This window comes from Sulfitobacter pacificus (assembly GCF_030159975.1).
In the GTDB taxonomy this organism is placed as follows: Bacteria; Pseudomonadota; Alphaproteobacteria; order Rhodobacterales; family Rhodobacteraceae; genus Sulfitobacter; species Sulfitobacter pacificus.
Window position 1 is genome coordinate 2423605 of record NZ_BSNL01000001.1, and the last position, 18516, is coordinate 2442120.

Consider the following 18516-nt stretch of genomic DNA (forward strand, 5'->3'; position numbering starts at 1 on the left):
TAATAAAGTTGCAATCCTGACGACCCAAGCAGCACATTATTACTTAGAGGTATGGCATGTTGGACAATCTACCGCGCGGCACAATCTGTATCGAGGACATCGAAATCGGCATGATGCGGTATCTGCGCAAGGTCGTGACCGATGAAGATATCGAAAAATTTGCCGAGGTTTCGACCGACCATAACCCGGTGCATCTGGACGATGACTATGCCCGCGACACGATTTTTCAGGGCCGTATTGCCCACGGTATGCTGACCGCTGGCCTGATCTCTGCCGTTATCGGTGAACAACTGCCCGGCCATGGCACCGTCTATATGGGGCAGTCACTGAAATTCCTCGCCCCCGTGCGCCCCGGCGACATGGTCTATGCAGAGGTCAAGGTGACCGACATCGAATTTTCCAAACGCCGCGTCAAGATGGATTGCCACTGCGCCGTCGATGGCAAGAAAGTCCTGATCGGCGAAGCCACCGTATTGGCCCCATCCCGCAAGTTCGACTGATTTCTTCTATGCTGTCTTATTTTTCCAAGGGCAAGCCACGCACCGCTTGCCCTTAACCCCTTGCAGGGCTAGAGATTTGGCCCATGCGGATCATACGTGACTATCAATTTGTGAGTGAAGCCGATCGCGGGGCAACCGCGGCGATTGGTAACTTTGACGGGGTTCATCTGGGGCACCTGTCAGTGATCGAGATGGCCCGCGCAGCGGTGCCGGACGCGCCCCTCGGGATTGTCACCTTTGAACCCCATCCGCGCGAATTTTTCGCCCCCGACGCCCCCCCGTTTCGCCTGATGTCTTCAGAAGCCCGCGCGCATCGGCTGGAGAAACTGGGTGTCGAACGGCTGTATGAGTTAAACTTTAACAAGGGCCTCGCCTCGCTCAGCCCACTGGAGTTTGCCCGCGATGTGATCAAAAACGGTCTGGGCCTGCGCCACGTGGTTGTTGGGGCGGATTTCTGCTTTGGCAAAGGACGGGCCGGCAAGGCTGAGGATCTGGTGAACTTCGGTCAGGAACTGGGCTTTGGCGTGACCATTGCACCGCTGATGGCACAGGAGGCGCAAACCGTTTCCTCCACCGCAATCCGTACCGCGCTCAGCGCCGGGGATATGGCCGCCGCCGCAACCATGCTGGGCCATTGGCACCGCATCGACGGCCCTGTGATCACAGGCGAACAACGGGGCCGCGAACTGGGATATCCTACGGCAAACATGTCGATCGACGGTCTGCATCAGCCTGTGTTCGGGGTCTATGCGGTGCTGGTAGATGTTCTGGAAGGTCCGCATAAGGGCAGTTACCACGGCGTTGCCAGCCTTGGTGTGCGCCCGATGTTCGGCGAAAACAAAGCCAACCTTGAGAGTTTCCTCTTTGATTTCAAAGGCGACCTTTACGGCACAGAGCTTTCCGTCGCTTTGGTCCAACATCTGCGTGGCGAAGAGAAATTCGGCAGCCTTGAGGCATTGATCACCCAAATGGATGCCGACAGCCTGCAAGCCCGTGCCATTCTGGCCGCGCTATGAGCGATCTGATCACCCGTGCTGGCCTGACACCGCGATTTTGGGAAAAGAAACCGCTCAAGAAAATGTCCCCCACCGAATGGGAGGCGCTCTGTGATGGCTGTGGCAAATGCTGCCTGAACAAACTGGAAGATGAAGACACCGAAGAGGTCGCCCTGACCCGCGTTGCCTGTCGCCTGCTGGATGATGCCACCTGCCTGTGCAGCCATTACGAAAACCGCCACCAGTTTGTGCCGGACTGCATTGTGCTGAAGCCTGAAAATCTGGACACCCACGCCTATTGGATGCCGCAAACCTGCGCCTATCGTCTGTTGTGGCAGGGGAAACCCCTGCCCGATTGGCACCCGCTGATCAGCGGCACCCAAGACAGCGTGCATGCGGCGGGCATTTCGGTGCAGGGTCAAACCGTTTCCGAATTCGACACGCCCTTTGAAGAATGGGAAGACCACATCATAGAGGAACCGACCTGATGTTTTTTGCCTCGGACAATGCCGGCCCTGTACATCCCAAAGTCATGGAGCGCGTGATCGCCGCGAACACCGGCTACCAGATGCCATATGGCAAAGACACGATCATGGATGAGGTGCGCAGCCGCATCCGCGAGGTTTTCGAAGCCCCTGAGGCAGAGGTCTATCTGGTGGCCACCGGCACCGCGGCAAATGTGCTGGCGCTGGGGTGTTACACCCAGCCGTGGCAAACAATCTTTTGTTCCAAAGTGGCCCATATCGAAGAAGATGAATGCAACGCACCCGAATTCTATGCGGGCGGTGCCAAGCTGACCTTGATTGATACCGACGACAAAATGACCCCTGCCGCGCTGGAGGCTGCAATTGCGAAACAGACGGTGGGCAATGTCCATGGTGCACAGCCGGGGCCAGTGTCGATCACGCAGGTGACCGAACGTGGCTCAGTGCATTCTCTGGAAGAGATCAGCGCGCTGACCGCTGTGGCCAAAGCCCATGACCTGTCCGTACATCTGGACGGCGCAAGGTTTGCCAATGCCATGGCTGCCCTTGGCTGCACGGCGGCAGAGATGTCGTGGAAGTCTGGTGTGGATGTAGTCAGCTTTGGTGGCACCAAGAACGGGTGTATGGGCGTCGAAGCGGTTGTGTTCTTTGATCCGTCCAAAGCCTGGGAATTTGAACTGCGCCGCAAACGCGGGGCACATCTGTTTTCCAAACACCGGTTCCTTTCGGCACAGATGGCCGGATATCTGCAAGACGATGCCTTTATCGACCTCGCCCAGACCGCCAATGGCAACGCCGCCTATCTTGCTGATGGGCTGCGCGCGGCAGGTGCAACATTCCTGCATGAACCACAGGCCAATATGATCTTTGCCCGATGGCCCCGCGCCGTGCATCAGAAACTGCATGATGCAGGGGCGCGGTATTATCTTTGGGACGGCCCGCTTGACGGTCCCGCCGACGAACAGGTTGCGGCCCGGCTGGTCTGTGACTGGTCAATTGGCCGCGATCAGATCGACGCCTTTCTCAGCCACTTCTGACCGTCGGCCTCTAGCTTCGTGCCAACAAGGGTTCGATCACCTTGGCAACTGCGCCTGGATGGGTGATCGGGGCCATATGACCCGCGCCCTCAATCACCGCAGACGTCGCATTCGGCATCCGCTTGGTGATCCCGTCTATGGCGACCGTGATCGCAGGGTGTGATCTGGCACCGCGCACCACGAGGGTTGGAATGGTGCAAGCATCCAGCGCCCCGGGATTGAGCAATCCTGCGGTATCATCAAACAGAAAATCCTGTGTATCCGGCACCACATGAACCGCGCGCGCCATTGCCGCACGGGTCCGTTCCGGCAGGCTGGCCCAAGGCGGCGCATCCTCGCTCCACATGCGGTTGAATGTCCGGGCCGCAGTCTCCAGATCCCGTGCCGTCATCGCATCGCTAAAAGGCTGTGCCCTGGCAGCATGGTTCTTTAACAGATCCGGCGCATCTGCCTTTGCCACGGCAAAGAACACCGGTTCAATCACCGTCAGGCTGCGCAGCTTTTCAGGGGCCTCCACCGCCAGCCGCAAAGCAATCATCCCGCCGAAAGAATGGCCGATCACATCCATCGGTCCATCATCCATCGCAGCCAAAGCTGCCTGAAAAACCGTTTCGCCAAAGCTGCTGACCTCATCCCAATCGGCGCTGCGGCCATGGCTGGGCATGTCAGGTGCCACCAGTGTCAGGTCGGGCAGCGCCTTGGAAAACCCGGTCCAAGCGCCGCCAAAGGCCATGGTACAATGCAGCGCCAATGCCCGGCGCGCACCACTACCAATTGTCACGCTATGGGCACTGAACCCCGGCTGCGCGGTCACAGATCGCCTGCCAGATAGGCGTCAACATCGGTGATCCGATCCTGCCCCCAGAAACGTTGCCCGTCGATGATATAGAAAGGCGCGCCAAAAACACCAGCTTCGACAGCCTCTTCCAGATTGCGGGCATAGGTCTCTGCCCCTTCCAGCAAACCGCTATTGGCAAGCTCCGGGTCAAAGCCTGCATCGGCAAGACAGGTACGGATGACATCATCCTCAGCAATGTCTTTCTCTTCGGCCCAGACGGCACGGAAAATCGCATGTGCAAGCTTGCCCAGATCACCGCCACCGGCGTTCTGCGCGGCAATAAACGCATAGGCCGCCGGTGCCCCGTTTGTGGGCCAATGCGTTGGCTGCAGGTTAAACGGCAACCCCAGTTTTTTGGCCTGCCGTGGCAACTCCTGTGCACGGTATTCGATCCGGCTGATGTGGCGGTCTTTCGGGGGTGTGCCACCAGTCCGGCCAAATGCCGCAATCAGGTCGAATGGTTTATAGTTGATGGTTGCCCCATGTTTGGCGGCGACTTCTTCCAGTCGCTGCTCGGCAAGGTAGCAATAGGGTGATAGTGTTGCGAAAAAATAGTCGATCTGGGCCATTTGGACCTCCCTAAGGTTTGCCGCACCGTAGCTGCGTGTTAAGCGAGGTTCAACGTAACGATTCTGTCATATCCCGCTGCCACGGAGCCCCTATGCCACGCACTTCTGAGCCGAAACTCATCTCGGGCAATGCCAATATGCCCTTGGCCAAAGCCATCGCACGACGGATGTCGCTGCATCGCGGCGTCAACGTTGGTCTGGTGGAGGCGCGGGTAGAACGGTTCAACGATGGCGAGATCTTTGTCGAGGTTTTCGACAATGTGCGGGGCGAGGATATGTTCATTATCCAGTCCACCTCCAACCCTGCCAATGACAACCTGATGGAACTGCTGATCATGGCGGACGCACTGCGCCGCTCCTCAGCCGCACGTGTCACTGCTGTATTGCCCTATTTCGGCTATGCCCGTCAGGACCGCCGTACCAAGGCCCGCACACCGATCACCGCCAAGATGGTTGCGAACATGCTGGTCGGCACCGGGATCGAACGGGTTCTGACGATGGATCTGCACGCCGCGCAAATTCAGGGGTTCTTTGATATCCCCGTGGATAACCTTTATGCCTCGCCGGTCTTTGCCCTCGATATCAAGGATCACTTCAAGGACCAGATGAGCGATTTGATGATCGTCTCACCTGATGTTGGTGGTGTGGCGCGGGCACGTGAATTGGCCAAACGGATCAACTCCCCCCTCGCCATCGTTGACAAGCGCCGCGAAAAGCCCGGCGAAGTTGCGGAAATGACCGTGATCGGTGATGTGACCGGCAAAACCTGCCTGATTGTCGACGACATCTGCGATACCGCCGGCACCCTGTGCAAAGCGGCCGAGGTGCTGTTGGAAAACGGTGCCAAGGAAGTGCATTCCTACATCAGCCACGGTGTGATGTCCGGCCCTGCCGTGGAACGCGTGACCAATTCCGTGATGAAATCGCTGGTGATCACCGACAGCATTCAGCCCACGCCCGAGGTCAAGAACGCGGCCAATATCCGTATTGTTCCCACGGCACCGGTGTTTGCACAGGCGATCCTGAACATCTGGAACGGTACATCCGTTTCATCGCTGTTCGAGGCGGACACGCTGGGTCCCATCTATGACGGGATGTACACGCCCTGATCTGGGCGTCAGATCACGTCCCAATCGTCCAGCTCTGACATCTCGCCAATCGCCATCCAGGCGATGCGAATCCGTGCAATGCGGGTGTCGCCCCATGTGCGGAACACCATGTCAAATCCGGATTTCGTGACGGATTCCGCCTGAATATCCGCACGCATGATGGTTGAGGCATCCAGATCCCAAAGTGACGGCGACAGCTGAACCGTTGGCGGCACTTTGTATTTCTCTGAAAACTTGATGTGGCGGCGCCTTTCGCGCTGGCCACGCCCGGTCCACATTTCGCCCCCATCTTCGTAATCCGTAAACAAAGTCACATCACCGCTGTCGATTCCTACGGTATGGCTGCGAAGTTTCTTCATGTTTTTACGGCCCGAGTAAGTGAGGATATTGCCACAAGATACCGAACACCGGCCCAAGCTTAAAGGGGCCGTCGTATGATCCTATCTGCCATTTTAAGGAACGATAGAAACACCCCGATCTGCGGCGAAACGCCTGCAATATTGGGTCCAGTCGCGAAAATCCTGCGAGAAAAACACGGCGCTGCCCTTGGCTTCCCAGGCTTCCGTCTTTCGGTCGATCTTTTGCCAAAGCGCATCCGTGCTAACAGCAGCCCCTTCCGCCCGTGCCTGCACCACAGCGGCCTCTGCCCATTGGATGGCGGCATGCATCATCTTATCAGCGCTTTCGTCGGTTTTGACCCATTGCGCGGCATTCTGATAGACGGCGGCACAATCTGCCATGCTCTCGCTATAGGGTTGCGCACCGGCGCTGGTTGGCACGACAAGCGCAGTTGTCAAAAACAGTTTTCGCATGGCTGAACCTCGCTCTCCTTTCATCCAGACCTCGAACATCGCGCAAATGCACGGCAGGACTGGGCCGGAAAAATGGTGAAACAGTGCAGCGAAACGAAAAAGGCCCCGCAAAAAGCGAGGCCTTTAAGATCTATTACTGTCGAAAGCTGCTTACTGCTTTGCAGTCAGCCCCATGTGATCCCCCATCGCGACCATGTCAGACAGCAGTTTGGCTGCGTCATCAACCGGACCGGGTTCGTTCTCAAACGCTTCTTTTGCGTTTGAATACATGGTTCTGGCTTCTTCCATCATCTCGTCAAGGTGCTCTTGGGTCATGTCGCCCTTGGGCAATGCCCGCTCGGCCAGAACCGATACACCTTTTGCTGTGATTTCAGCGAAACCGCCGGTCACAACATAGTCCGACGTGCCTTCCGGCCCTTCGACCGACAGAATGCCGGGACGCAGGGTGGTGATGGTGGGGGAGTGCCCCTCCATCGCCGTCATGTCGCCATCAGCACCGGGGATCTGGACGGATGTGACCTGAAGAGAGGCCAGCCGCCGTTCAGGCGACACCAGATCGAATTGCATCGTGTCTGCCATTGCTCAAAGCTCCCTTAGGCTGCGTCAGCTGCCATTTTTTCGGCTTTCGCCTTCACGTCGTCGATGCCGCCAACCATGTAGAAGGCACCTTCGGGCAGGTGGTCATACTCACCGGCAACAACTGCTTTGAACGACGCGATTGTGTCGTCCAGTGGCACCTGAATGCCGTCAGAACCGGTAAAGACCTTTGCCACGTCAAACGGCTGAGACAGGAAACGTTCGATCTTACGCGCACGGGATACGGCCAGTTTGTCGTCTTCTGACAGTTCGTCCATGCCGAGGATCGCGATGATGTCCTGAAGCGACTTGTAGCGCTGGAGGATCTGCTGAACGTCGGTTGCAACTTGATAGTGCTCTTCACCGATGATCTGTGGATCGAGCAGGCGAGAGGTGGAACCCAATGGGTCAACCGCTGGGTAGATGCCCTTTTCAGAGATCGCACGATCCAGAACCGTTGTCGCATCAAGGTGCGCAAAGGATGTCGCAGGTGCCGGGTCAGTCAAGTCATCCGCAGGAACATATACGGCCTGAACCGATGTAATCGAACCGTTCTTGGTAGATGAAATGCGTTCCTGCATCGCACCCATGTCGGTTGCCAGTGTCGGCTGGTAGCCAACCGCAGAAGGGATACGGCCCAACAGGGCGGAAACCTCGGAACCAGCTTGGGTAAAGCGGAAGATGTTGTCCACAAAGAACAGAACGTCAGAACCGGATTCGTCGCGGAACTGTTCGGCCAAGGTCAGGCCGGACAGGGCAACACGCATACGCGCACCGGGAGGTTCGTTCATCTGGCCGTAGACCAGCGCAATTTTGGAATCGACCAGATTGTCAGGAACAATAACGCCGGATTCGATCATCTCGTGGTAAAGGTCGTTCCCTTCACGGGTCCGCTCACCAACACCCGCGAACACGGACACACCGGAGTGTACCTTCGCGATGTTGTTGATCAGTTCCATGATCAGAACGGTTTTACCAACACCGGCACCGCCGAAGAGACCAATTTTACCACCCTTGGTGTAAGGGGCCAGAAGGTCGATAACCTTAATACCTGTGGTCAGGATTTCGGTTTCGGTGGACTGCTCGGAAAAGGCAGGTGCGTCGCCGTGGATGCCACGTGTTTCCTGTGTCTCAACCGCGCCTTTTTCGTCAACCGGATCGCCGGTCACGTTCAGGATGCGGCCCAATGTGGCCTTGCCAACTGGCACCTGGATGGGGGCACCAGTGTCTTCAACCGACGCGCCACGCACGAGGCCCTCGGTCGCGTCCATCGCAATGGTACGTACTGTGTTTTCGCCAAGGTGCTGCGCCACTTCAAGAATGAGGCGGGAGCCGTTGTTGTCTGTGCTCAGAGCGTTCAGGATCTCTGGCAGGTTGTCTTCGAACTGCACGTCAACGACGGCGCCGATGACCTGAGTGATTTTGCCGACTGCATTTGCCATGTCGTTTCTCCGGTTTTGTCTACAGCGCTTCCGCGCCGGAAATGATTTCGATCAGCTCGTTTGTGATGACGGCCTGACGTGAACGGTTGTATTCGATTGTCAGGTTGTCGATCATCTCGCCCGCGTTGCGTGTGGCGTTGTCCATCGCTGACATCCGCGCGCCCTGTTCGGAAGCGGCGTTTTCCAACAACCCCGAGAAGATCGCCGTCGCGACACCGCGGGGCAGCAAATCCGCAAGGATTGCTTCTTCTGAAGGTTCGTAATCGAACAACGTTGTGACCGCGGCAGTTTCGCCGGTTTCTTCAAACTTTGCAGGAATGATCTGCTGGGCTTGAGGGATCTGGCTGACCACGTTCACAAAATTCGCATAGAACAATGTCGCGACGTCGAATTCGCCAGCGTCAAAACGGTTCAATACGTCTTTAGCGATGCCCTGTGCATCTGCATAGCTCAGGCGTTTGACCTCGGTCATGTCAACATGCCCGACCAGATGATCGGAGAACTCACGTTTCAGCTGGTCACGGCCCTTTTTACCAACGGTAAGGATTTTCACCTCTTTACCGGCGGCAAGCAGTTCCTGCGCGTGAACCTTGGCCTTCTTGACGATGTTCGTATTGAAACCACCACACAAGCCACGCTCTGATGTCATGACAATCAGCAGGTTCACCTGATCCGACCCGGTGCCCGAAAGCAGCTTGGGTGCAGAATCAGACCCGCCAACAGAAGCCGCCAGCCCAGACATCACAGCGTTAAAACGCTCTGTGTAAGGACGGGAGGCTTCGGCAGCTTCCTGCGCGCGGCGAAGTTTCGCCGCGGCAACCATTTGCATGGCTTTGGTGATCTTGCGCGTCGATTTGACGCTTGAGATCCTGTTTTTAAGGTCTTTGAGATTTGCCATTGGCTTCTCTTTCCTTAAGCGAAGTCAGCGGCGTATGAATCGAGCGCTGCTTTGATTTTGTCTTCCAGCTCGCCCTTCACCTTGCGATCGTTATCGGTGATGTCCTTGAGCAGGTCGGCATGTTTGCCGCGCAGATGTGCCAGCAGACCCTGTTCCCAACGGCCCACGTCAGCCACAGGCAGCTTGTCCAGGTAGCCTTTGGTGCCTGCATAGATGACGCAGACGATTTCGGCGTTCGACAAAGGCGCATACTGTGGCTGTTTCATCAGCTCGGTCAGACGGGCACCACGGTTCAACAATTGCTGTGTCGCGGCGTCCAGATCAGAACCGAACTGCGCGAAGGCGGCCATTTCACGATACTGCGCGAGGGACAGTTTCACCGGACCGGCGACAGAAGACATCGCTTTGGTCTGGGCAGATGAACCAACCCGCGAAACCGACAGACCGGTGTTCACAGCAGGACGGATGCCTTGGTAGAACAATTCGGTCTCAAGGAAGATCTGACCGTCGGTGATCGAAATCACGTTGGTTGGAATAAACGCGGAAACGTCACCACCCTGTGTTTCAATGATCGGCAGAGCTGTCAAAGAGCCGTTGCCCGCATCATCGCCCAGCTTCGCGGAACGCTCAAGCAAACGGGAGTGGAGATAGAAAACGTCACCAGGATAAGCTTCACGGCCTGGTGGGCGACGCAGAAGCAAGGACATCTGGCGATAGGACACGGCCTGCTTGGACAGGTCATCATAGATGATCAAAGCGTGGCGGCCATTGTCGCGGAAGAATTCTGCCATGGCTGTCGCAGCATACGGTGCGAGGAACTGCATCGGTGCAGGCTCCGACGCGGTGGCAGCAACAACGATGCAATATTCCATCGCGCCGGCTTCTTCGAGTTTCTTAACCAGCTGCGCAACAGTCGAACGCTTCTGGCCAATCGCGACGTACACACAGTACATCTTTTTGCCTTCGTCACCTTCAGCAGCGGCGTTAACCTGCGCCTGGTTCAGCATGGCATCCAACGCAACGGCGGTTTTACCGGTCTGACGGTCACCAATGATCAATTCGCGCTGGCCACGGCCAATCGGGATCATCGCGTCAACGGATTTGAGGCCGGTCGCCATTGGCTCATGTACGGATTTACGGGGGATAATGCCCGGTGCCTTAACGTCGGCGATGCCGCGCTCGGTTGATTCAATCGGGCCCTTGCCATCGATAGGGTTACCCAGACCGTCCACAACACGACCCAGCAGGCCATTGCCGATTGGCACGTCCACGATGGAGTTGGTGCGCTTGACTGTGTCACCTTCTTTGATGTCACGGTCGCTACCGAAGATAACAACACCAACGTTGTCCGCTTCGAGGTTCAGGGCCATCCCCTGAATGCCGCCGGGAAATTCGACCATTTCACCGGCCTGAACATTGTCCAGACCGTAAACCCGCGCAATACCGTCACCGACGGAAAGCACGCGACCGACTTCAGCAACTTCGGCTTCTTGACCGAAATTCTTGATCTGGTCCTTCAGGATTGCAGAAATTTCTGCTGCTTGGATACCCATTTATCCGACCTCTTTCATTACGTTCTGGAGGGAATTGAGCTTCGCGCGGATCGACGTGTCGATCATCTTGGAGCCCACTTTTACAATAAGTCCGCCAATGAGCGATTCATCAACGGACGTTTGGAGTGTTACGGTTTTGCCGGTGCTTGCCTTAAGCGTCTTGGCAAGCTTGTCCGACTGCGCCTTGGTCAGGGCCTTGGCGGATGTGACTTCGGCGGTAACTTCGCCTTTGTCCTCTGCAATCGCCTCGCGCAGGGTCTTGATCAGCTGCGGCAGCACGAAAAGGCGACGCTTGGATGCCATAAGCGCCAAGGTATTCGCCATCGTTGAGGAAATTTTCATCTTTTTCGCCAACGCTGCGACAGCGTCACCCTGTTCTGCGCGGGTGTAGATTGGCGATTGGATCAAGTTGCGAAAATCATCGCTGTCCGACATTGCGCCTTGCAGGGCGTCAAGATCGGCTTCAATCGCTTTGATCTGTTTGCCCTCTTTGGCAATGTCAAAGACAGCAGATGCGTAGCGCTGTGCGATGCCGGTGGAAATCGAAGCTGTTTCGGACACGTCCATCCTCTCATTCTGTCAGGTCGGATATGCGAACAGGTCGCGTCACCGTTTAGTTGGCGCGGCTTGAATCGGTTCAAGACGTCTAAATCAGGGGCGATGTAGCAGAGCGGTCTCTAGGCCGCAACACAGTAACGTGCGCCAATGTGTCCCCCTGAAAATTAATTTGCCCTTGCCAGTCCAATAATTTTCACACCGGTCAATGGCAGCACTGGCCGACGATCGGTGAACGTTAATACGATTCTTCCTCGCTTGTCGCCGCGTTTTGCCGCCGCCAGCGCAATTTAATGCATTCTGCTCGGGGCAGAACATCCTTTCGGGGGTCAGCGATGTCCCGCCCCCGTTGATGGCCTTGCAGGTGTTTTGCGGCAGCAAGCCGGGGTGCCACCGCCAAGGAGGGATGGCACCACCAAGCATTGCTTAGACCGAAAACAAATCCTTGAATTGATCCCGCAAGGCTTTTTTCTGCACTTTACCCATCGTATTGCGTGGCAATTCAGGCAATACAATCAACCGTTTGGGATGTTTGAACCGTGCCAGGCTTGCCTTGATACCGTCCTCAATCGCCGCCAGATCCAGTTTGGCATCGCCCTGCGCCACCAATATCCCCACAACAGTTTCGCCAAAATCCGGGTGCGGCACGCCGATCACAGCGCTTTCCAACACGTTTTCCGCCTCATCCAGCAACAGCTCGATTTCCTTGGGGTAGATGTTGTACCCGCCTGAAATGATCAGATCCTTGTTGCGCCCGACGATGCTGATGTAGCCGTCCGCATCCATCTGGCCCAGATCGCCGGTGATGAAAAACCCGTCCTCGCGCAGTTCTTCAGCAGTCTTTTCCGGCATTTGCCAGTAGCCTTTGAACACATTCGGGCCACGCACCTCGATCTCCCCAATCTCGCCTTGCGGCAAGGTGGCACCGGTTTTGCTATCCGTGATCTTGACCTCAGTGCCGGGCAAGGCAAAGCCGACGGTCCCTGCCCGCCGTTCCCCATCATAAGGGTTTGAGGTGTTCATGTTGGTCTCTGTCATCCCGTAACGTTCAAGAATGCGCAGACCAGTGCGATTTTCGAACTGAATGTGCGTTTCTGCAAGAAGCGGCGCGCTGCCGGACACGAAGAGGCGCATATGCTCTACCAGCGGTTTGGTGAACCGCGCATCGCCCAGCAGACGGGTATAGAAGGTCGGCACACCCATCATCGTCGTCGCTCTGGGCAGCTGTGCAATCACCTCATCCAGTTTGAAGCTCGGCAAAAAGATCATCTGCCCCCCCGCCAACAATGTAATGTTGGACGCTACAAACAACCCATGTGTGTGGAAAATCGGCAAGGCATGCAGCAACACATCATCAGAGGTAAAGCGCCATTCCTTCACCAAAACCTGCGCATTCGACAACAGGTTGTTCTGGGTCAGCATCGCCCCCTTGGAACGCCCCGTTGTGCCAGAAGTATAGAGGAAAGCGGCCAGATCTTCCGCACCACGCGCCACCGTAGCAAATTGCGCGGGCATCGCTGCGGCCTTGGCACTGAAACTGCCGGTGCCATCTTCGTTCAGGGTTTCCAATACCGCCCCGCAGTCCGTGGCGATGGCCAGCAGCGCGTCGGCTTTGCGCGCATCACAGAGCAACACGCCCGCGCCGCTGTTCTCCACAAAATAGGAAACTTCTTCTGCGGTATAGGCGGTATTCAGCGGCAGGAACACAATGCCTGCCTGCGCACATGCCGCATAGACCGCGAGCGCCTGGGGCGATTTGGCAATCTGCACAGCAAGGCGATCACCGGGTTTCAGCCCAAGCTCACAGAGCAAACCGGCATATTGCGCGGCCAGTTCCAAAAATGCCGCATAGGTAATTGTGCGGCCATCGGGCAAATGCAGGAACACCGCATCATTGCCGGCATGCTTTCCAAAAAGCGTATCAAAAAGCGGGTTCGCCATTTCTGTCTTCCTTCAGGCCTTAGAGTCCATCATCGCGCTGAGTGCACGGACCTCTGATGAGGCCGTAACCGTCTTATCCGTGACAAAGCGTTCGTGGTTAAACGTGATTTGCCCCAGATCATAAAGGTAATTCACCATTGCACCACCGGATTGGGCGATACCGTTCGCCGAGGTATCCGCATCCGCGTGGACCGCATGCAGCGCCGCGCCGTTGCCAAGGTGGAACCGTGCCACAGGGTCAACCGGCATGCCGTCGGGTCGCTTTGCCTCCAGCAGGTAATGGGCCGCAAGGGCGCGTTGGGTGTCCTTGGTGGCGGCAGGCAGTTCCGATTGCGCCAGCCATTTGTTTAGCCCCGGAATCGGCGACAGGGTCACAAAGTTCTTCACCCCCGGAAGGTCGCGCGACAGATCCGCCGCAACCTGTTTGATCAGGGAGTTGCCAAAGGAAATCCCTGCAAGTCCCGCCTGACAATTGGATATGGAATAGAAGACGGCGGTATCCGCCTGCTCCGCCTCTATTGCATCCCGCCCATCAGCCAGCAAATCCTGAACCGAATTAGGAATACCTTTGGTCAGCGCCACTTCAACAAAAATCAACGGCTCCCCAGCCATGGCAAGGTGGAAAAACGCAAAGCAGCGCCTGTCATTCGGTTGCAAGCGACGGCGCAGGTCATCCCAGCTGTCGATGGCATGTACCGCCTCATAGGCGATGATTTTCTCAAGGATATCTGCCGGGCTGCTCCAGTTGATCGGGCGCAGCACCAGAAAGCCACGGTTGAACCAAGATGAAAACAAATGCTGGAAGTCAACGTCAAGCGGCTCAAGAGCCGGATATTCGCGCCGCAATTGCAGCAGGTCCTGACGCATCGCCACCAATCGCGCCGTGGCACCGGGCACTTGGTTCAACCGCCGGATCAACTCTTGCCGCTTGGGTTCACAGGCTTCGGCAAAGGCCCGATAACTGCTTTTGGACGGCGCATCACGATAGGTTTGCAATGTGTCCGTCACCGCCTGCGGATCAATCTCCAGCCCATGGGTCATGAACTCAAAGAAGGCGCGTTTTTCATCCGTGCTCATCATGGCATAGCGGTCAAGGATCAGCCGCGCCAAGGTGCCGCCCGACACTTCACCCTGACTGCCCAACAGATCATGGGACAGTTCCGCGATGCTGCGCCCTTCTGCATCATCGGACATGGCACCCCGATACCGCCTGTCAAAAACCGTCGAGATCAGCCCACCGAAAAAGCTCATAACGCCGCCCCCATCACCGCATCCGGCAACCATGTGGCAAGGCCGGGAAACAGGCACAGCAGGACAATCGCCAAGATCATACATCCGACAAAAGGCAGTGAACCGCTTAGGATGGTTTTCAATGAAATATCCGGCGCAATGCCGTTGATCACATAGAGGTTCAGGCCAACCGGCGGTGAGATCAGGCCGATTTCCATATTGATCGTCAACACAACCGCAAACCAGATCGGATCAAACCCAGCGGTGGTGATGATCGGCAAAAGGATCGGTGCCGCCATCAGGATCACCGCCACCGGTGGCAAAAAGAAACCAGCGATCAGCAGGAAGACGTTCACCGCCCCCATCAATACCCATGGGTTTACATCGAGTGTCCCGATCCAGTTGGCGATAGATTGGGTGATATAAAGGCTGGAAAGCATATAGGAAAACACACCGGCTGCGGCGATGATGAACAGGATCATCACGCTTTCCTTGGTACTGTCGCGCAGGACCACCCACAGATCACGTGGGTTCCACAGTTTGTAAATCACCATGGCAATGATCAGGCACAACAGCGCCCCGACCGCCGCTGTTTCGCTTGGCGTGGCGACCCCACCATACATTGCATAAAGCACACCGACGATGATCAACAGGAAGGGCAGCACCCGCGGCAGGATCTCGAATTTCTCTTTCCATGTGTAGCCGGCCGAATTCAGTAGTTTCTGATCTCCAGACCGCCATGTGGCATAAAGCGACCACGCCATGAACAAGGCCACCAGCATCAGCCCCGGTATGACACCCGCAAGGAACAGCCGCCCGATCGAGGTTTCGGTTGCGATGCCGTAAACGATCATCGTCACCGAGGGCGGAATGAGGATGCCAAGCGTACCACCCGCCGCGATGGACCCTGCCGCAACCCCATCGGGATAGCCGCGCTTGCGCATCTCTGGGATGCCCATCTTGCCAATCGCTGCACAGGTGGCCGGGCTGGACCCGGACATGGCAGCAAACAGCGCACAGGCCCCAAGGTTGGAGATAACAAGCCCGCCGGGCACCCGCGTCAGCCAGCGCTCAAGAGCTTCGTACAGGTCCGCACCGGCACGGGTCGAGGCAATAGAGGAGCCCATGATGATGAACATCGGGATCGATAAAAGAGCGAAGTTATCCAGTTTCCCGAACAGGATCTCCGGCAGCAGTTCAAGTGAACGCATCCCGTCAAAGACCATCAGAAACCCGGTCGAGACGATCAGCAGGCCAAGGGCCACCGAAACGCCGGAAAACAGCACCAGAATTGTGGCAAGGGCAACAATGCCGCCTAGGGTGAGCGGATCCATTATGTATCCTCCAAACCAAAGGGCGCGTCGATTTTCAAAATCACCGCCACCAGATCCGCAATCAATTGCAACAAAAACAGGCCAAAGCCCAAAGGCATGGCCAAGTAGGGAATCCACAAGCGCACGCCCCAGACCGTGTCGGATTTCCAATTGCGTTCAAAGGTCAGATGCCAGAATTCATACCCGTACCACAACATGATCGCGACCATAGCGATGGACAAAGTCAGGGTGCATATCGCCATCACAAACCGCGCCCGTTTGCCCAGCATCAGAGGAATGAGGTCGACATTCACATGCCCGCGCAACCGCTGTACATAGGGCAGCCCGATCAAGGTTGCGCCGATCGCCAGATAAATCACCGCTTCGGTCTGCCAGACGGTTGATCCGTTCAGCACAAAGCGCACAAAGATCATCTGACAGGTGATCGCCACCGCCGCCACGATCATCGCGGCAGAGCACCATCCCGCAACAGTTGAAAGGGCAGCCACGAACCGCAAGAACGGATTGTTACCCGTTTGCGATGCAACAGCCGAGCTTGAGCCCGCCATAATCAATTCCTTGGAAGTTTGAGGAGCAGAGCCGGAAGGCCGCGTGCAATCGGGCTGCCTTCCGAATTTGAATTACTCGACAGCCAGCGCCATATCGAGAAGTTGTTGGCCATCCGGCACATCGGCCACAAAGGCCTTATAGGATGTTTCCTGCGCCAAGGCGCGCCATGCGTCAAAATCTTCGCTCGACATCTGGGCAATCTCGACGCCGGCATCGCGGAACACTTTTTCCGATTCCGCATCCTGCTTTTTGGCTTCTTCCAGATAATAGGCCTCAGCTTTGGCCGAGGCATCCAGCAGCGCCTTCTGCTGATCCGCGTTCAATCCGTCAAACCGTGATTTGTTCATCAACAGCGGCTGGTACATGAACCACAGGGCCACATCACCCGCTGGGGTATAGCATTTGACCTGCTCATAAATCCGGTAGGACACGAAGGACGAAGAGGACGTATTGGCGGCCGTCAGGACACCGGTTTGCATGGCGTTATAAATTTCGGAAGATGCCATGGAAGCAATCGACGCCCCTGCCCCTGCCAGCATCTGTTCAAACGCCTTGCCCGCGGCGCGGGTTTGCAGCCCCTTCACATCCTCCGGCGCGGTGATGCATTTGTCCTTGCCGACAAAACCACCGGCAAGATAGCCGTGGACCAGCACCATCACATCATCATCGGCCATCTTTTCCTCAAGCGCTTCCATGAAGGGCGAGGCACTGAGGCGCGCGGCGTGATCGTGGTTTTTCACCATGCCCGGCATCAATGTCAGGTTATAGGCTGGCTGCTGACCACCGGCATAGCTGAGCGGCAGAACCGACATATCCAGCTGACCCCGGCTCAGCGGGCGATATTGTTCACGTGGTTTGAACAGGGATTTGGACCCAAAAATCTGGATCTCCAGATCAACATCTGCTGCGGCCACCTCGTCCGCGACGATCTGTGCCACCTGATGGCGCACATCCTTGTTGGACCATTGATGCGACAGACGCAGCGTTTCCGACTGTGCAGCAGTGCCAAGCGCCAGACAGGCCAGAGCGGCGGCGGTTGTGAAAAACGTAGACTTCATAATTCCCTCCCAGGATGTGACCGGAGTTCAGTGCTCCAATGCGACTGATAGGGTTTTTCCACACGTTGCATTCTAAGTCAAATTTATTGTATACAATAAATGCCCCCTCGCATTTACTCTATGTGCAGGATAAACAGATCCCATGGACATCAGACGCGCCGACAAGATCGCAGAAACGCTTGAACAACTGGTATTTTCCGGCACCTACAGGGATGGTGAACGGCTGGACGAACTGAAACTTGCCGACCAGTTCAATGTCTCGCGCACCCCCATCCGCGAAGCGCTGCACGTGCTGGTTTCTTCTGGTTTGGCCGAACAGATTCCCCGCCGCGGGGTTTTTGTACGCCAACCTGGCCCGGTGGAATTGATGGAAATGTTTGAGACCATGGCAGAGCTTGAAGCCGCCTGTGGCAGGTTGGCAGCGACCCGGATCACCGAAGACGGGCTGGCACAGCTGGTCGCGGCCAATGTAAACTGCCAGCAGGCCGTCGAAAATCTGGATCACGATCTGTATTATACCGAAAACGAGCGGTTTCATCAAATCATCTATCGCGGCTCGGCCAACAGCTATCTGGAAAAACAGGCGCTACAGTTGCAAAACCGTCTGCGGGCCTATCGCAAGATGCAGCTGCGGTTTCGCGGGCGTCTGGATCAATCCATGGCCGAACACCTTGAGATTGTAACCGCGTTGCAAAACGAAGATGCTGAAGGCGCGGCCAATGCCCTTCGCAGTCACGTAGCCGTACAGGGCGAGAAGTTTCACCGCCTGATGGCCAGTTTGAAAAACTAGCTGCAAGTCACACCTGTCGAATGGCATGCATCTTTGGCTCAGCGGAATTTTTTTGGATCGTTTCAAGGTGTGGTGTCACACAATCCTGACCCTCGGACGTTACCAACGCTAGCCTTAGGCCGCCACCCCAACGAATTTTCAGGCATCTTCTTTGGCAATTTTTCACCTATTTCCGCGAAAACTGGAATTTTCAACAATAAGGCTCGAAACCGCGAGCTGCGCGAAGGACCAGCATCCTATTTTAC

General features: G+C 56.4%; 20 protein-coding genes. 6 read left to right on the plus strand and 14 right to left on the minus strand.

Features of this window, described 5'->3' with window-relative positions:
• Positions 1-56: 56 nt before the first annotated feature.
• From QQL78_RS12205 to QQL78_RS12220, 4 genes are all read left to right on the plus strand, one after another.
• On the plus strand, positions 57-500 hold the full coding sequence (locus tag QQL78_RS12205) for a MaoC family dehydratase (RefSeq protein WP_284373791.1): 444 nt from the start codon (positions 57-59) through the stop codon (positions 498-500).
• 83 nt (positions 501-583) lie between these two features.
• Complete coding sequence (locus QQL78_RS12210) at positions 584-1516, plus strand: bifunctional riboflavin kinase/FAD synthetase (RefSeq protein ID WP_284373793.1); 933 nt, start codon at positions 584-586, stop codon at positions 1514-1516.
• On the plus strand, positions 1513-1983 hold the full coding sequence (locus QQL78_RS12215) for a YcgN family cysteine cluster protein (RefSeq protein ID WP_284373795.1): 471 nt from the start codon (positions 1513-1515) through the stop codon (positions 1981-1983). Before QQL78_RS12210 ends, QQL78_RS12215 begins: the two co-directional genes overlap by 4 nt.
• Positions 1983-3017: a threonine aldolase family protein gene (locus QQL78_RS12220; protein WP_284373797.1), complete on the plus strand. Its 1035-nt coding sequence runs from the start codon at positions 1983-1985 to the stop codon at positions 3015-3017. Before QQL78_RS12215 ends, QQL78_RS12220 begins: the two co-directional genes overlap by 1 nt.
• Positions 3018-3027: 10 nt before the next feature.
• Here the strand turns inward: QQL78_RS12220 and QQL78_RS12225 are convergent, their stop codons facing one another.
• Positions 3028-3831, minus strand: coding sequence for an alpha/beta fold hydrolase (locus QQL78_RS12225; protein WP_284373799.1), 804 nt, complete (start codon positions 3829-3831; stop codon positions 3028-3030).
• A complete protein-coding gene (locus QQL78_RS12230) occupies positions 3828-4424 on the minus strand; it encodes a 2-hydroxychromene-2-carboxylate isomerase (protein ID WP_284373801.1) in 597 nt (198 codons plus the stop codon). The genes QQL78_RS12225 and QQL78_RS12230 overlap by 4 nt, the downstream gene beginning before the upstream one ends.
• Positions 4425-4516: 92 nt before the next feature.
• On the opposite strand from QQL78_RS12230, the gene QQL78_RS12235 reads away from it, so the two are divergent.
• Entirely contained in the window at positions 4517-5533 is a 1017-nt protein-coding gene (locus tag QQL78_RS12235; RefSeq protein WP_284373802.1) for a ribose-phosphate pyrophosphokinase, read from the plus strand.
• Between the two features lie 8 nt (positions 5534-5541).
• Here QQL78_RS12235 and QQL78_RS12240 read toward each other — a convergent pair whose 3' ends face one another.
• The 12 genes from QQL78_RS12240 to dctP all read right to left on the minus strand — a co-directional run bounded on the left by QQL78_RS12240 (position 5542) and on the right by dctP (position 17481).
• Positions 5542-5892: an H-type lectin domain-containing protein gene (locus QQL78_RS12240; protein ID WP_284373804.1), complete on the minus strand. Its 351-nt coding sequence runs from the start codon at positions 5890-5892 to the stop codon at positions 5542-5544.
• Between the two features lie 93 nt (positions 5893-5985).
• Positions 5986-6345, minus strand: a complete 360-nt coding sequence (locus QQL78_RS12245; RefSeq protein ID WP_284373806.1) for a hypothetical protein — start codon at positions 6343-6345, stop codon at positions 5986-5988.
• A 150-nt stretch (positions 6346-6495) separates the two neighbouring features.
• Positions 6496-6924, minus strand: a complete 429-nt coding sequence (locus QQL78_RS12250; RefSeq protein WP_284373808.1) for a F0F1 ATP synthase subunit epsilon — start codon at positions 6922-6924, stop codon at positions 6496-6498.
• A 14-nt stretch (positions 6925-6938) separates the two neighbouring features.
• Positions 6939-8363 (minus strand): F0F1 ATP synthase subunit beta, encoded by a 1425-nt coding sequence (atpD, locus tag QQL78_RS12255; RefSeq protein WP_284373809.1) that lies wholly within the window; start codon positions 8361-8363, stop codon positions 6939-6941.
• A gap of 19 nt (positions 8364-8382) precedes the next feature.
• On the minus strand, positions 8383-9261 hold the full coding sequence (locus QQL78_RS12260; protein ID WP_284373811.1) for a F0F1 ATP synthase subunit gamma: 879 nt from the start codon (positions 9259-9261) through the stop codon (positions 8383-8385).
• Positions 9262-9275: 14 nt separating this feature from the next.
• Positions 9276-10814, minus strand: a complete 1539-nt coding sequence (atpA, locus tag QQL78_RS12265; protein ID WP_284373813.1) for a F0F1 ATP synthase subunit alpha — start codon at positions 10812-10814, stop codon at positions 9276-9278.
• A complete protein-coding gene (locus tag QQL78_RS12270) occupies positions 10815-11375 on the minus strand; it encodes a F0F1 ATP synthase subunit delta (RefSeq protein WP_284373814.1) in 561 nt (186 codons plus the stop codon).
• 420 nt (positions 11376-11795) lie between these two features.
• Entirely contained in the window at positions 11796-13310 is a 1515-nt protein-coding gene (locus QQL78_RS12275) for a malonate--CoA ligase (protein WP_284373816.1), read from the minus strand.
• A 12-nt stretch (positions 13311-13322) separates the two neighbouring features.
• The gene (locus QQL78_RS12280) at positions 13323-14561 is read right to left on the minus strand and encodes a malonyl-CoA decarboxylase (RefSeq protein ID WP_284373818.1); all 1239 of its coding nucleotides are present in this window, start codon (positions 14559-14561) and stop codon (positions 13323-13325) included.
• Positions 14558-15874 (minus strand): TRAP transporter large permease, encoded by a 1317-nt coding sequence (locus QQL78_RS12285; RefSeq protein ID WP_284373820.1) that lies wholly within the window; start codon positions 15872-15874, stop codon positions 14558-14560. Before QQL78_RS12285 ends, QQL78_RS12280 begins: the two co-directional genes overlap by 4 nt.
• Entirely contained in the window at positions 15874-16422 is a 549-nt protein-coding gene (locus tag QQL78_RS12290; protein ID WP_284373822.1) for a TRAP transporter small permease, read from the minus strand. Before QQL78_RS12290 ends, QQL78_RS12285 begins: the two co-directional genes overlap by 1 nt.
• Positions 16423-16494: 72 nt before the next feature.
• On the minus strand, positions 16495-17481 hold the full coding sequence (dctP, locus tag QQL78_RS12295; RefSeq protein WP_284373824.1) for a TRAP transporter substrate-binding protein DctP: 987 nt from the start codon (positions 17479-17481) through the stop codon (positions 16495-16497).
• A gap of 142 nt (positions 17482-17623) precedes the next feature.
• Between dctP and QQL78_RS12300 the strand changes: the two genes are divergently transcribed.
• Positions 17624-18271 (plus strand): GntR family transcriptional regulator, encoded by a 648-nt coding sequence (locus tag QQL78_RS12300; RefSeq protein ID WP_284373825.1) that lies wholly within the window; start codon positions 17624-17626, stop codon positions 18269-18271.
• Positions 18272-18516 lie beyond the last annotated feature (245 nt).